Source organism: Lysinibacillus sp. NPDC093210 (assembly GCF_044753985.1).
GTDB lineage: Bacteria > Bacillota > Bacilli > Bacillales_A > Planococcaceae > Lysinibacillus.
The window spans coordinates 762,632-775,180 of the sequence record NZ_JBIVOE010000001.1 but is presented as its reverse complement, the minus strand read 5'-3'; the positions used below and the strand labels follow the sequence as shown (position 1 = coordinate 775,180).

The 12,549-nt window shown below is 37.4% G+C and carries 15 protein-coding genes and 1 riboswitch; of the genes, 7 read left to right on the top strand and 8 right to left on the bottom strand.

What is annotated here, in order from left to right; genetic code table 11:
* Positions 1-80: 80 nt before the first annotated feature.
* The 3 genes from ACIP9C_RS03875 to ACIP9C_RS03865 all read right to left on the bottom strand — a co-directional run bounded on the left by ACIP9C_RS03875 (position 81) and on the right by ACIP9C_RS03865 (position 1,874).
* Entirely contained in the window at positions 81-695 is a 615-nt protein-coding gene (locus ACIP9C_RS03875; protein WP_401008772.1) for an alpha/beta fold hydrolase, read from the bottom strand.
* 170 nt (positions 696-865) lie between these two features.
* Positions 866-1,504, bottom strand: a complete 639-nt coding sequence (locus tag ACIP9C_RS03870) for a PspA/IM30 family protein (RefSeq protein ID WP_401008770.1) — start codon at positions 1,502-1,504, stop codon at positions 866-868.
* 16 nt (positions 1,505-1,520) lie between these two features.
* A complete protein-coding gene (locus tag ACIP9C_RS03865) occupies positions 1,521-1,874 on the bottom strand; it encodes a lmo0954 family membrane protein (protein WP_173478237.1) in 354 nt (117 codons plus the stop codon).
* Positions 1,875-2,103: 229 nt separating this feature from the next.
* On the opposite strand from ACIP9C_RS03865, the gene sirA reads away from it, so the two are divergent.
* The 4 genes from sirA to ACIP9C_RS03845 all read left to right on the top strand — a co-directional run bounded on the left by sirA (position 2,104) and on the right by ACIP9C_RS03845 (position 4,305).
* The gene (sirA, locus tag ACIP9C_RS03860) at positions 2,104-2,529 is read left to right on the top strand and encodes a sporulation inhibitor of replication protein SirA (RefSeq protein ID WP_173478238.1); all 426 of its coding nucleotides are present in this window, start codon (positions 2,104-2,106) and stop codon (positions 2,527-2,529) included.
* 100 nt (positions 2,530-2,629) lie between these two features.
* Positions 2,630-2,848, top strand: coding sequence for a YneF family protein (locus ACIP9C_RS03855; protein ID WP_024361518.1), 219 nt, complete (start codon positions 2,630-2,632; stop codon positions 2,846-2,848).
* 160 nt (positions 2,849-3,008) lie between these two features.
* A complete protein-coding gene (locus tag ACIP9C_RS03850) occupies positions 3,009-3,449 on the top strand; it encodes a PH domain-containing protein (RefSeq protein WP_401008767.1) in 441 nt (146 codons plus the stop codon).
* Positions 3,450-3,792: 343 nt separating this feature from the next.
* Positions 3,793-4,305 (top strand): cysteine hydrolase family protein, encoded by a 513-nt coding sequence (locus tag ACIP9C_RS03845; protein WP_401009173.1) that lies wholly within the window; start codon positions 3,793-3,795, stop codon positions 4,303-4,305.
* A 325-nt stretch (positions 4,306-4,630) separates the two neighbouring features.
* Here the strand turns inward: ACIP9C_RS03845 and ACIP9C_RS03840 are convergent, their stop codons facing one another.
* Positions 4,631-5,803, bottom strand: a complete 1,173-nt coding sequence (locus ACIP9C_RS03840) for a M20 metallopeptidase family protein (RefSeq protein ID WP_401008765.1) — start codon at positions 5,801-5,803, stop codon at positions 4,631-4,633.
* Between the two features lie 13 nt (positions 5,804-5,816).
* On the bottom strand, positions 5,817-7,085 hold the full coding sequence (locus tag ACIP9C_RS03835; protein WP_401008763.1) for an MFS transporter: 1,269 nt from the start codon (positions 7,083-7,085) through the stop codon (positions 5,817-5,819).
* Between the two features lie 235 nt (positions 7,086-7,320).
* Positions 7,321-7,467, bottom strand: a riboswitch (cyclic di-AMP (ydaO/yuaA leader).
* 294 nt (positions 7,468-7,761) lie between these two features.
* Between ACIP9C_RS03835 and ACIP9C_RS03830 the strand changes: the two genes are divergently transcribed.
* Positions 7,762-8,232, top strand: a complete 471-nt coding sequence (locus ACIP9C_RS03830; protein WP_340825553.1) for an S-ribosylhomocysteine lyase — start codon at positions 7,762-7,764, stop codon at positions 8,230-8,232.
* Positions 8,233-8,298: 66 nt separating this feature from the next.
* Here ACIP9C_RS03830 and ACIP9C_RS03825 read toward each other — a convergent pair whose 3' ends face one another.
* The gene (locus ACIP9C_RS03825) at positions 8,299-9,270 is read right to left on the bottom strand and encodes an alpha/beta hydrolase (protein ID WP_401008761.1); all 972 of its coding nucleotides are present in this window, start codon (positions 9,268-9,270) and stop codon (positions 8,299-8,301) included.
* A 259-nt stretch (positions 9,271-9,529) separates the two neighbouring features.
* Between ACIP9C_RS03825 and ACIP9C_RS03820 the strand changes: the two genes are divergently transcribed.
* Entirely contained in the window at positions 9,530-10,714 is a 1,185-nt protein-coding gene (locus ACIP9C_RS03820; RefSeq protein ID WP_401008760.1) for an acetyl-CoA C-acetyltransferase, read from the top strand.
* Positions 10,715-10,736: 22 nt separating this feature from the next.
* The gene (locus tag ACIP9C_RS03815) at positions 10,737-11,003 is read left to right on the top strand and encodes a YqkE family protein (RefSeq protein WP_401008758.1); all 267 of its coding nucleotides are present in this window, start codon (positions 10,737-10,739) and stop codon (positions 11,001-11,003) included.
* Positions 11,004-11,143: 140 nt separating this feature from the next.
* On the opposite strand, the gene ACIP9C_RS03810 is transcribed toward ACIP9C_RS03815, so the two are convergent.
* Together ACIP9C_RS03810 and ACIP9C_RS03805 are read right to left on the bottom strand one after the other, a co-directional pair.
* Positions 11,144-11,608 carry a VanZ family protein gene (locus ACIP9C_RS03810; protein WP_401008756.1) on the bottom strand — a complete coding sequence of 155 codons (465 nt, stop codon included), beginning with the start codon at positions 11,606-11,608 and terminating at the stop codon, positions 11,144-11,146.
* A complete protein-coding gene (locus ACIP9C_RS03805; RefSeq protein ID WP_401008754.1) occupies positions 11,605-12,504 on the bottom strand; it encodes an aldo/keto reductase in 900 nt (299 codons plus the stop codon). Before ACIP9C_RS03805 ends, ACIP9C_RS03810 begins: the two co-directional genes overlap by 4 nt.
* Between the last annotated feature and the right edge of the window lie 45 nt (positions 12,505-12,549).

Below are 12,549 nucleotides of genomic sequence, written 5' to 3'. Positions count from 1 at the left end.
TGGTATTATATCAGAATCAAGTGCATTCGGATAATGGGCAGAGTGTTCTAATGTGATAAAATGTTTACCGTTTGGTGCATCTAATAATTCATAATATTTAATGCCTCTAATTCATGGAGTGTCTTCTGATCATCATTAGCAATAGCTTCACCCTTTAACCAATTATAACCAAGTTTTTGCCCTTTACTACTACTCGTTAATTGAGCTATGCCCATATAGGCATGAATTTTCTCTGGATAGTTGGCTACTAATTGAGTTCCAATCACTGTACCAAATGATTGACCTATGACAAATATTTTTTCTTGATGATAAGTTTCTCTAATATAATCAACGATAACATTCGCATCATCTGTGAATTGACTAAGGTTCATTGTAGAAATAGATAAATCTTTAGTATAACTTTTACCTGAACCCCTTTGATCGTAATACACAGCAACACAATGATCGGTTATTTCCGGAAACAATGTTCGAGCGCTTACGCCATATGGGAACGGCGAACCAGGCCCACCATGTAAAAATAAACAAAACGGATTGTTCTTATCTTTACCTTCAACTAATAGAAACTGTTTGTTTCCATTTACATTTAATTCTTTAAGCTCACTAATGCCACCATTGTCGATTAGGTCACTACTTTTTTGTTTAATGTGTTGTTGTGCGATAAAACGATAACTAAATAATAGAATTGTCAGAAACATAAGTATAAGAAAAACAAAAATACATATAGTAATCAATAGATTAAACCGTTTCCTTTTTTTATTATTTTTCATTTATCATTATCCTTTATCTCTTTTTATTCCCCCTATACTCAAAGAAATGGGATGCTTCAATTATTGAGGCATCCCTTATTTCTTTCCATTATAACATGTTATTTCTTTTCAATGAGTAGTGGTGAAGTAGCTTCGGATGTATTTTTTTCAAGCGCTGCAAGGCGTGCCTCAAAAGTTGTCACCTCGTGATCTTTGTCGATACGGTAAGCAAGCTTATCGATATAAGATTCTAAATCCTCGAAATTAGCCTTGTTGTTGTTGGCAAGCATGCCGTCCATTTGATGGTGTGCACGCGTGACATTTTCTTTCCCCATTAGCTGTAATTGACGAACTTTCATATCTTTAATTTTGTGCTTCATTGTTTCAAATTTACGCTCTAGCTCAAAATATTCTTGAGTGCTCGCCTCGATACTTGCCTGCAACGTATGATTGCGAGTTGTATAAGCTGCTACTTCATCAGATGCGAAATCGATTAAGTCTTGTTCGCCACTAGCCAACGCTAATTGAAGTTGCGCTTCACGTTTAGCTAATAATTCGGCATTTTGTTTTAGCTCAAGTTCCATTTTTTCTTTTAGCTTGCCTTGACGCTCTAATAATTTACCTGTTTGCTCTGTTTGCTTCTCTGCCTCGCGAATATATTGATTTAACATAGCGATAGGATTTTTTTGTTCCTTTTTATCAAATACTTGATGTAAATCAGCCTCAATTGTGTATCTAAAACGTTGGAATAAGTTCATTTGTAATTCGCTCCTTTTATTTTGTTAAATTTGACCATTCTTTTTCAAAGTTTGTAAACGGATCTTCTTCTTTCGCTTCCACTGTTGGGATTTTAACGTCTTCGCCATTCCATTTTTTGTAGATAACATAAATAATGGCGATTGCTGCAAGACCAATCATTGCTGGAATATTAGAAACTGCTGAAAGCACACCGATTAGACCAACTGTAAACCAAATGATTTTTGCAAATGTCGATTTACTGCCAATGTAGAAGTGCATGCCTAGTGCAACGAGTACACCTGAAAATAATAAGCCTGTAATTGGACCGATTAATGCAAGTGCGACACATGCTGCAATAATACCTCCAGTTAATAAAAGAAATTTTTTCATATGTTTTAGCTCCTTTCGTTTGTACCTTTATGTTACCTGTTTGAAAGATCATCTAAAACGGACTGGAAATGGATTTTCATCTAGGTCTTGAGGCTGAGCATTATTTTATAAGCTGAAACTAGAAGCTTTTCGACAAAAATAGAAGATGGTTACCTCCTTCGTTTGACAAATTAACATGGTCTAATCAGCTATACTTACGTTAAAGAAACTGAGCGAAGGGGGATTTCTGGTGAGAACCTATTCCATATATAAAATAAAAGAAGAGCATTTAACGTTTATTTTCGGCAGAGAGCGTAAGTTATTAGAAATGATGCAGGGCTGTGAAGATGCCAATGAGAAATCCTTAAAAGAACTCGCGTATATATGTGAAACTGTCCGCTTCGATGAAATTGCTGCAATGCTAGAAGCACAGCTAGATTCAAAATATGCTCATTTAGAAAGAGCGCGGAATGCTTTATTTTTAGAACATCCTATAAAAGGAAAGATGGCGATTTATTTAGTAGATCGTAAAATCTGTGTCTATTGTGAAGGCTCGCGAATGCTTGATTTGGATTTATTTCAAATGCTAGCAAAAATGAGTGAGCGTTTTATTGCCTTTAATAAACAAGATAATGAGTGTGGTTGGTTAAAGCCGATGAAGTATACAATGCACTAGGAATTTTCACTATAATATATAGTAACACGCTAGTATTTGGTGTATAATGGAGCGTGGAGAGTTTTTTTCTCGGTATATTGTAGTGGAGGAGGTTGGTTGTATGCCTACATGGGGCTGGATTATTATTGTAATTATCGCATTAGCAGCTGGCGCAGCACTTGGTTTCTATTTTGCACGTCAAGCTATGATGAAATATTTAAAAGAAAACCCACCAATTAACGAACAAATGATTCGAATGATGATGGCACAAATGGGTCGTACGCCGTCTGAAAAGCAAGTACGCCAAATGATGACTCAAATGAATAAATTCCAGAAATAATTGGAGTTTTTAAGGAGCAGCTGGTTTTGTAAACCGGTTGCTTTTTTCGTTGTTGTTTGAATTACTCTGCAGACTCGATGGCAAAGTGTGATTTTGAAAATAATTACAATTTTATGTATTGTTGATTATAATGTAATTATATAAGAAAGGGGATGGGCGAATGGTTTTCCGTTCAAAAGTAGACGTGTTTTTGTTAATACTGATCTTTGTAGTCGTTTCAATAATGGGTACAATCCCACTGCTTTCTTTGTATAAAGAATTACCTTTCTCAATTTTACTAATAATTGCTGTCCTCTTTATTGTTTCAGGCGGTTTTGTATGGTGGTATGGGGCTTCGATACAATATGTTTTCTATAAAGAGTATTTATGTATTAAAGGTGGACCATTCAAACGTCGAATTCCTTATCAAAATATCACTAAGGTTTCTCCGACAACAGATAATTTCACTGGTTATAAAATTTCACCAACTGATAAAGGGCTTGAATTATGGGTGGAATCTGCAAACTTTGGAAGTATAAAGGTTTTTCCAGAAAATAAATCAGAATTCATCGCTGAATTAAGAAAATGCTGTCCGAATTTGGAGATACAAAACTTAAAGTAAATCAAAGGGGGGAAATAACCTCCAATTGCTAAAGAGAAAGCATGTTTTTAACACATGGCTTATATCAACACTACGAATTTAAGTTTTACCTGCAGTCTTTTTCATTTAAACTAAATATAAATAGTTATTGCATTTGATTTCCGTTGCGTGCGGACGCTTTCCGCGGGCACAACGTAAGCCGCAACCCTCGCTAACGCGCGGTCTGTTGCGTCTTACGTTCTGTGCGTTCCCGCTGGAGTCGCCGCCCTCCACTCCAATCAGCAGGACGCATAATGTTAATAACCTACTTTACTATTTTATTGATGTAAAATGACAACCATCGAAAATGAAGGAGGAAAAGATGATGAAAGCTAGTGCAGATGTTTTAATCGTAATCGATTTACAAAATGGGGTATGTTACAGTAACGAGCATTTATTTGATTTGCAAAATTTACTTACTAAAGTAAATAAGCGGATTGCCTTATATCGTGAATTACATAAACCAATTATTTTTGTTCAACATTGTGATGAGGAACTAGTACCTGAGGAGGAACTTTGGGCTATTCATGAAAATCTAAATGTCCAAGAACAAGATTATTATGTAAGAAAAGAACATGCAAATTCCTTTTACAAAACGAACTTAAAAAATATTTTAGATGAATTAGCTGTACAGCGTATTGAATTTTGCGGTGCGCAAACAGAATATTGCTTGGATGCTACGATTAAATTTGCTCATGGCTTAGGATACGAAAACGTTATGGTACGTAAAGCTACTTCTACTGTAAATAATCCTTTCATGTCGGCAAGTGAGACGATCGATTTTTATGAAAATATATGGAGCAACAGATTTTTGAAATTTATAGAAGATGAATCGTAAAATGAATGAGGATGGTGACGGCGATGCATTTTTTCTTTCAGTTTGTTGTAGTGTCGCTAATTGTTTTTTTCCTTCATTTTATTAATCAATTGTTATTAATGAAAAAGAATGAATTTAAAATACAATGGAAGTCTGTGGCGATACTACTCGCAATTAGCATGATTGTCACATTGCTCCTAAACGTATCTGTTAATTCTATGGAAATCCAACAACCTTTATCAAAGCTAAATATCAGTAGATGATATAAGCTTTGATAGGAATAAGAAAAAAGAAGGTAGAAGAACTTAAAAAAATAAGTTCTTCTACCTTCTTGACTTTAGAAAGGTTAAGCTTGATTTAACCAGCTAATTGCACTATGCACAACGACCGCTACCCCTAATGGAATAACTCCTTCGTCTAACATAATATTTGGGTTGTGTAGTGGGTAGTTGCTGTCACCTAATCCGTTGGAGCCAGCCCACATAAACATTGTTGGAACTTGTTGGCTAATGTAAGAGAAATCTTCCGTGCCTGCTAATGGTTCAGCGTCAATTTGTAAATTGTCTTCCCCTAAAATTTCTTTCACAAAAGGTACGACTTGTTCGCACAGTGCTTCATTATTATAAAGTGATGGGGTAGAGATGGTCTTTAATTCATATGTTCCACGCATCATTTTCACTGTTGCATCTATAATTTCTTGAACTCGACTAAATAGATGATCCCTAACTTCTGGTTTGAAAGAGCGTAGTGTAGCCTCTAAATGTGCTGTATCTGGAATTATATTTGCTACTGTGCCGCCACCCATTTTACCAATAACGAGAACGGCTCTTTCTTTAGGATCAATTTCTTTGCTGACTAATGTATTCATTTGATTGTATATCGCATTGACAATCATTAATGGATCAATGGCATTTTGAGGCTCAGAACTGTGTCCGCCTTTGCCTTGCACTTTTAGGAAGAAGCCATCTAATGATGAAGCGGCGATGCCCGGTTTGTAACCAAATTTCCCTACTTCTAAATCTGGCGTTACATGGAGGGCAAGGGCAGCATCGACTTTTGGATTTTCGAGCAAGCCATTTTCTATCATATCCCTTGCACCAAGACCAATTTCCTCAGCAGGCTGAAACATGATTTTGACAGTTCCATTAATATCATTTTCTTTCTCTTTTAAAAGCTTCGCAGCGCCGAGCATGAACGTCGTATGGATGTCATGGCCGCAAGTATGTGCAAATCCATTTGTTGATTTAAACGGCAAATCCGTGTTTTCTTCCATCGGTAATGCGTCCATATCGCCTCTTAGTAAGATTGTTTTCCCGTTGCCATTACCAATCGTTACAACAAGCCCTGCTTGTCCGACTTTTTGTGGTGTTAGGCCCATAGAAAGTAAAGTTTTTTCAACGTATGCGATTGTATTTGGTAGTTCAAATCCAATCTCAGGATGTTGGTGTAGATGTCTGCGATGCTGAATTAATTCTTCTTGAAAATTTTCCGCCATTATTAATGTTTCATGTTTAGTCATATGATACACCTCTCTAGTCTAATGAATATTCCATATCTGAAGTTGTATTAAATTTAGGTTTTGTTTTAATGGCAATGACAAACAATCCAAATAATAAGATTGAAAGTACAATTAAGACATTTAACAGTAATCCATATGAATGATTAATATTATAAATCGCTCCAGAAACAATTGGTGTTAGTGCAGCGCCTAGTGATGAAAATAATGAGACAATCCCAAATTTCGCGCTATATTCTTTTTCCCCAAATAGTGATGAAGTTAAGTAAGCAGGTGTAACGGTAACAGCCGTTGCACCGAATCCAGTAAATATCGTATACAGGATACCAGGTATTAATAGATCGCCTCTCATTAAAAATAAAAAGCTTACTAAAGCAGAGCCACAAATAATCACTAACGTTGTGATGGTACCTAATTTATCGTATAAGCGACCGACTAATAACTTTCCGACGATTACCATTGCTGAACCTAAAGAAAGTAGTATTGCAGCGTGTTGAGGTGTGCCCCCGATATCCTTTAAATATGGTGCGAGGTTAATGATCATACCATTCACGACAATACCGCCGACAACAATTGCCGCACAAAGTGCCCAAAATGATACGGATCTAAATGCCTCCCTTTGTGAAAGCCCTTCTACTGTTTTTGAAGAAGTCGTTATATTTTTTATTTCACCTAGTGGAACAAGACCTTTATCTGCAGGTTTAAGTCGAATAACAAATAATGCCATAGGTACGATTAATACAAACATTGAAATGCCCGTAATGAGGTAAGCACTTCTCCAACCATAATCTGTAATAAGCCAGTTTAGGACAGGGCTAAGGATGACACCTCCAAGACCACTACCTGCTAGGGCAATCCCTAAACATAATCCACGCTTCTCGTTAAACCAATTTGTAATTAATACTGGTGCAGGTATAAGAGCAGCTCCTGCTAATGAAGCCCCCATTAGCACTGCGAATAAATAAAAGTGCATTGCAGTCGTTGCAAATGAAAAACCTACATATGAAATGGTGCCTAGCGTTGTAAATATCGTCAAGTAAAGACGAATGTCCATTTTCCTCATCACTTTTCCTGCAATTGGACAGAAAATCATTGATACTAAAGCCATAATCGTATAATACGTCATAAATTCAGTTCTTCCAATTCCTAAATCTTCCGTTACAGGGACAGTATAAAGTGACACTAAATTAATAATTGGTGCATACAAAAACGTCATAATCATGACGCAAGCTGCTACAATCCACCATCCATAAAAGATGCCTTTTTTTTCTTGTTGAGTAGTCATATGGGTTTCCTCCGTTTTCACTTAGTAATCAGGGCAATACGATGGAGATAAGTGGTGTTGAATCCGTTTTCAAATATCTCTAACCTAATAAATGGTGTTACCCACGATCGTTTCATCACGCTTTCTAATTCATTAAAAAGTAATGATGGGGAGGTTTGGAGGTTGTATTGAACATAAGTATTTTTAAAGCCTTAAGCCCTGTAAATACATTATTTTCAAATAGTACAAGCTCCATCTTCCTTCTCATTTAACGCTTACGAGGTTAGCTGACGGATTCGGGCCTTTGAGTAGCCCTACCTTAACAAGGATTCACCCCTTGGATTGAATGTTCATCCAAAAAATTTGGTTCCCCCGCATCCATTGGTTTCAGCGATCTAGAAAGTTGAAACTGCTATGATACTACTATTTCAAGAAAAGTTCGTAAATACAGAAAATTTTTTTGACAAATGAGAAGAAAAATTTTTTTACTTGATAAAACCTTTATTAATTAGGGTATCAGAATAACGGTAATAAAAAGTGCGAAAATATTTTTTCAAAAGAGGAAAGATTTATACTGTTATAATTTTGAAAATTTGTGTAAGGATACATTTAAATTATCATTCTATTTTAAAAATTTACACATTTCATAGAAAACCAGTTATAATAGTTAGTATTGTCAGAAAAGGAGCTGTTAGCAATGGAACGTGAAAAAACAAATGTGGAAAGTTTTGATTTAGACCATACGAAAGTAAAAGCACCTTATGTCCGTTTAGCGGGTGTAAAAGTAGGAAAAAGTGGCGATGAAGTCTATAAATACGATATTCGCTTGAAACAGCCTAATAAGGAGCATATGGAAATGCCAGCACTCCATTCTTTAGAGCATTTATCTGCTGATATTATTCGCAATTACTCCGACCATATTGTCGATTTCAGTCCAATGGGTTGTCAAACAGGCTTTTATGTATCATTGATTAATCATAATGATTATGATGAATTACTAACGATTTTAGAAAAAACATTTACAGATGTTACGAATGCAACAGCTGTACCAGCGTGTAATGAAGTGCAATGTGGCTGGGCTGCAAGTCATAGTCTTGAAGGTGCACAGGCACTTGCAAAAGAATTTTTAGCAAAACGTGATGAATGGCATATCGTTTTTGCAGAATAATAAAAAACCTTGCAAATTGTAAAATGTCCATTATCAGATGGACATTTTGCTTGCAAGGTTTTTCATTTAACGATGAAAAGGAATGACATTGGATGAGGAAGAATCGTAATTTATTTTTTGATAAATAAAACTTTCTAAAAAGTCATGTATCAGATCTTCATATTCAGCCATATTTTCATTAAAGGACTGAGCGTGCGCACCTTTGTCAAAAAGCTTTAACTTTTTCGGTCCAGTCTTTTTATTATATAAATCGAGCGACATGGAAGCTGGAATAAATGTATCCGGAATACTGTGGATAAAGAGAACAGGCTTTTCGATGTGTGTGACAGCTTCAGAAGGCGTTACACTTTTAAATGAATAACCATCGCGCAGTCGTATAAAGAAATCAGCGAAACGAATCGGAATGATAGAGCCATATTTAAATTCTGTCTTCGCAATTTGTTTAAGCAGCATTGAAAAATCTGAAAAGGCACAATCTGCAATATAAAAATCAGCACCATCTTCAACCGTTCCCGCATACAACAGCATTGTTGCTGCACCCATTGATTCACCATGAATCCCAAGGATGGCATTTTCACCAATCATCGCTTTCACGGTTTTCACAACAGCATCTAAGTCATTTTTTTCATAATAACCATAGCTTGTTGTTTTACCGCCTGACTCCCCATGTCTTCGATGGTCAAAAATAACGGAATTGTACCCTAGTCGTTCAAAAAGACGTGCATATTTGACTGAGTTGATTTTATTTTCTGTCACCCCATGGCAAATAATCATTGTATTGTTTGTTTGCAGTGGTTGGAACATAATGCCGCGAATGGAGTAGCCATTAGGAGAATCAATATTTAATTCGCATTTAAAATTTTTATTGTACCAAGCTTCGTCAAAACGTTTAGCAGTTGTTTCACGTTCACGAATAAAATCGGGGTCTTTTTGCTGAATGTACATTAATTTATTGGAAAGCGCAAAGCCGAACAGCCCCGTTGCAGCAGCGGCGAGCGTCGTTGTAATACCTGAAAATAAAAGCATTTTCTTTTTCATCTTCAATACCTCCACGACTTGTTTCTTTGTATGTCTAGGCATTCGTCCCTAAGTTATCATAAGGTAAATGCATGTTTCTTAATTGTAATGTTCCCAACTATATTTGTTTAAAACACGACAACATTTTACAACAACCTTTGAAATACTGCGATTATTTCCGTTATCGAAAATCGTCAAAATATTTGTTAAAATATAGTTATCTGCTAGTAGCATATGCATGCAGTGTTGATTTTTGAACGGGGAAAAGGGGAGAATGATTATGACAAACGAAGTAGTGATTGTTAGTGCCGTGCGTACTGCAATCGGCTCATTCCATGGAACATTAAAGGATGTGCCGGCAACAACTCTTGGAAGTATCGTTATTAAAGAAGCATTAGCGCGCGCTGGCGTAGCGGGTGAGCAAGTCGATGAAGTCATTATGGGAAATGTTTTATCGGCTGGACTTGGACAAAATCCGGCTCGTCAAGCATCGATTGCAGCAGGATTACCAAATACAGTGCCTGCTTTAACAATTAATAAAGTATGTGGCTCAGGCTTAAAAGCAGTGCATTTAGCAGCACAGGCAATTGTTGCAGGCGATGCAGACATTATTGTAGCAGGTGGCTTTGAAAATATGAGCCAAGCACCGTATGTATTAAAAAATGCACGTGAAGGCTTCCGCATGGGAGATCAAAAAGTCGTGGATACGATGATTCATGATGGATTATGGTGTGCATTTAATGACTATCATATGGGCATTACTGCGGAAAATTTATGTGATGCGTATGAAATTACACGTGAGGAGCAAGATACTTTTGCAGCACGTTCACAACAACGTGCAGAAGCGGCTATTGCTGCTGGTAAATTTAATGATGAAATCGTTGCTGTAGAAATTCCACAACGAAAAGGCGATGCTGTTATTTTTGATCAAGATGAGTTTCCACGTGCAGGCGTTACAGCGGAATCCCTATCAAAGCTGCGCCCTGCATTTAAAAAGGACGGCTCAGTAACTGCCGCGAACGCTTCTGGTATTAACGATGGTGCAGCAGCAGTTGTAGTGATGTCAAAAGCGAAGGCGTTAGAGTTGGGGATTAAGCCAATGGCACAAATTTCAGCAAATGCGAGCTCTGGCGTAGATCCGTCCATTATGGGAACTGGTCCAGTAACTGCGGTGAAAAAAGCGTTAGCAAAGGCGAATATATCTTTAGTAGATGTAGATTTAATTGAAGCGAATGAAGCGTTTGCGGCACAATCAATTGCTGTAGATCGCGAACTAAGCTTCAATCATGATAAACTAAATGTAAACGGGGGAGCAATTGCTCTTGGCCACCCAATTGGTGCTAGTGGGGCGCGAATTTTAGTCACACTTTTACATGAGATGGAGAAGCGTGATGCAAAAACAGGCCTTGCCACATTATGTATCGGTGGTGGACAAGGAGTAGCAACAGTTGTTCAACGCCCTTAATGTTAGTAAGAAGGTGAAAGTAATGGGAAAAAAACGAAAACAACAGCAGCGTGTAGATGATCGTTTCACAGCTAGTTTACCAAAGCAAGAAGCTGTTACATTAGCCGACCAGCTTGGTGGCGATGTGTTAGCGAAGTTAAAAGCTGCAAAACAAGATTTATCAGCGAAAGAGCAGGCGGCAGAGGAAGAGCGTCAAGCACAGCTAGCCTTTGAGCGCAAGCAACGTGAGAAAAACAAATCGTTTGAAGAATTATTAAACGAGTACGGTGATAAAGGCTCAAAATTTTAGTCTTAGTTTTGTAGAAACAGTGAATCTCTTAATAGAGATTCACTGTTTTTTAGTTTATTTTGATAGATACTTGGAATCGCGGATAGCGCAATTGAAATCGCCACAGAAATGCTCTAAATCGCCTACACCTCCAGCAAAATTTATTTTCTAAGCATCCGTATTTTCTTGACGGCTAAGGTGATGCTAATAAAAACAATAGCTCCAGCTGTATCTACTAGGACATCTTGCCCGTTCATTGTTCGTCCAGGTGTAAAGCTTTGACGGAATTCATCTAGCATCGCAATCAAAGCGGTAAGGACAATGGCGACGCCCGCAGCAAAACGCCGTTTTCCCAATGCAAAGTAGACCCCGAGCGCAATACATCCAAAACCTATAAAATGCGTAAACTTTCGAATTAGAAATTCTACAAATTCAAAGTAGCCTCGCTCCTCAACAGACACTACTGTATTCCAATAAGGAATTTTTAATACTGATAGTTGTGCTTCAAAAGGTTTATTGACCAAAAGTTCCTCAAGCTCAGGAATAATAGACTGTTGTTCGTAGCTCATGCTAGAGGAGATGGCGAGAATACCTAAAAGGAGCAATAAAATTAGCCATTTTTTCATCGGTGCTCTGCGTATTGTTCCGCTTTTGTCAGTGCGTTGGCTACTTCAAAGTTAGTAATGGAATTGACTTTTTCATAAGCTGTAAGTGTTTGGGCAAGTTGTTCCTGTGAACTAGCACCAATCACAGTTGAAGCAATAGTAGGTTCCTTCAAATTAAAGGCAAGCCCTAATGCGTGTAAATCTTCATAGTGTTTTGCTAAGTCTGTTAATGTCATTGTCAATTCATCTGCTGTATAGGTTTGATAACCGTTTACGCGTTGCATGCGCTCTTTCCAAGTATTTGTTAGTAAGCCCTTTGCAACAGTGCCGCGTGTTACTAACGAAGCACCTTCATTGGCAATAAAGTCTAGCCATTCCTCTGGGCGACGATCTAACGCACTATATTGCATCATGACACTTTTTGCCGAGCTAGCTGGTAAAAAACGTTTCAGTACATTAGGTCGAATCGAGGAAATGCCATATTCTCGAATTACACCGTCTTTTTTCAAGCTCTCAAATGTGTCAATAATGCCATCCCAATCATCCTCTATCGTGCCACCATGTAGTTGATAGACATCAATGTAATCTGTACCAAGTCTTTTCAGGCTTTGATGCACGGCCTCTTTAATATATGTAGGGGAGGCATCCCAATGCCAACCGTCCGCACCTTCTGACCAACGATTGCCTACTTTAGTTGCCACGATCATATCTTGTCGACGTTTGCCCAAAACGGCACCAATTATTTGTTCGTTGGCACCAAAATCATATAAATCTGCTGTGTCAATGTAATTAATGCCAGCATCTAGTGCCATATCGATAATGGCTGCTGCATTATTTTTGCTTGTCGAAAGAGACATACCTCCTAAGCTAATTTCTGAAATAAATAAACTACTTGAGCCGAGCTGTCTTTTTTTCATACGAACGCCCTCCTTCGATTTCTCTACTTGTAATGGTACAATGAA

Excerpts from the sequence above, each read along its gene's own strand:
- ACIP9C_RS03875 (WP_401008772.1), bottom strand. The coding sequence starts at position 695 with ATGTTTCTGACAATTCTATTATTTAGTTATCGTTTTATCGCACAACAA.
- ACIP9C_RS03870 (WP_401008770.1), bottom strand. The coding sequence starts at position 1,504 with ATGAACTTATTCCAACGTTTTAGATACACAATTGAGGCTGATTTACAT.
- ACIP9C_RS03865 (WP_173478237.1), bottom strand. The coding sequence starts at position 1,874 with ATGAAAAAATTTCTTTTATTAACTGGAGGTATTATTGCAGCATGTGTC.
- ACIP9C_RS03855 (WP_024361518.1), top strand. The coding sequence starts at position 2,630 with ATGCCTACATGGGGCTGGATTATTATTGTAATTATCGCATTAGCAGCT.
- ACIP9C_RS03850 (WP_401008767.1), top strand. The coding sequence starts at position 3,009 with ATGGTTTTCCGTTCAAAAGTAGACGTGTTTTTGTTAATACTGATCTTT.
- ACIP9C_RS03845 (WP_401009173.1), top strand. The coding sequence starts at position 3,793 with ATGAAAGCTAGTGCAGATGTTTTAATCGTAATCGATTTACAAAATGGG.
- ACIP9C_RS03840 (WP_401008765.1), bottom strand. The coding sequence starts at position 5,803 with ATGACTAAACATGAAACATTAATAATGGCGGAAAATTTTCAAGAAGAA.
- ACIP9C_RS03835 (WP_401008763.1), bottom strand. The coding sequence starts at position 7,085 with ATGACTACTCAACAAGAAAAAAAAGGCATCTTTTATGGATGGTGGATT.
- ACIP9C_RS03830 (WP_340825553.1), top strand. The coding sequence starts at position 7,762 with ATGGAACGTGAAAAAACAAATGTGGAAAGTTTTGATTTAGACCATACG.
- ACIP9C_RS03825 (WP_401008761.1), bottom strand. The coding sequence starts at position 9,270 with ATGAAAAAGAAAATGCTTTTATTTTCAGGTATTACAACGACGCTCGCC.
- ACIP9C_RS03820 (WP_401008760.1), top strand. The coding sequence starts at position 9,530 with ATGACAAACGAAGTAGTGATTGTTAGTGCCGTGCGTACTGCAATCGGC.
- ACIP9C_RS03815 (WP_401008758.1), top strand. The coding sequence starts at position 10,737 with ATGGGAAAAAAACGAAAACAACAGCAGCGTGTAGATGATCGTTTCACA.
- ACIP9C_RS03810 (WP_401008756.1), bottom strand. The coding sequence starts at position 11,608 with ATGAAAAAATGGCTAATTTTATTGCTCCTTTTAGGTATTCTCGCCATC.
- ACIP9C_RS03805 (WP_401008754.1), bottom strand. The coding sequence starts at position 12,504 with ATGAAAAAAAGACAGCTCGGCTCAAGTAGTTTATTTATTTCAGAAATT.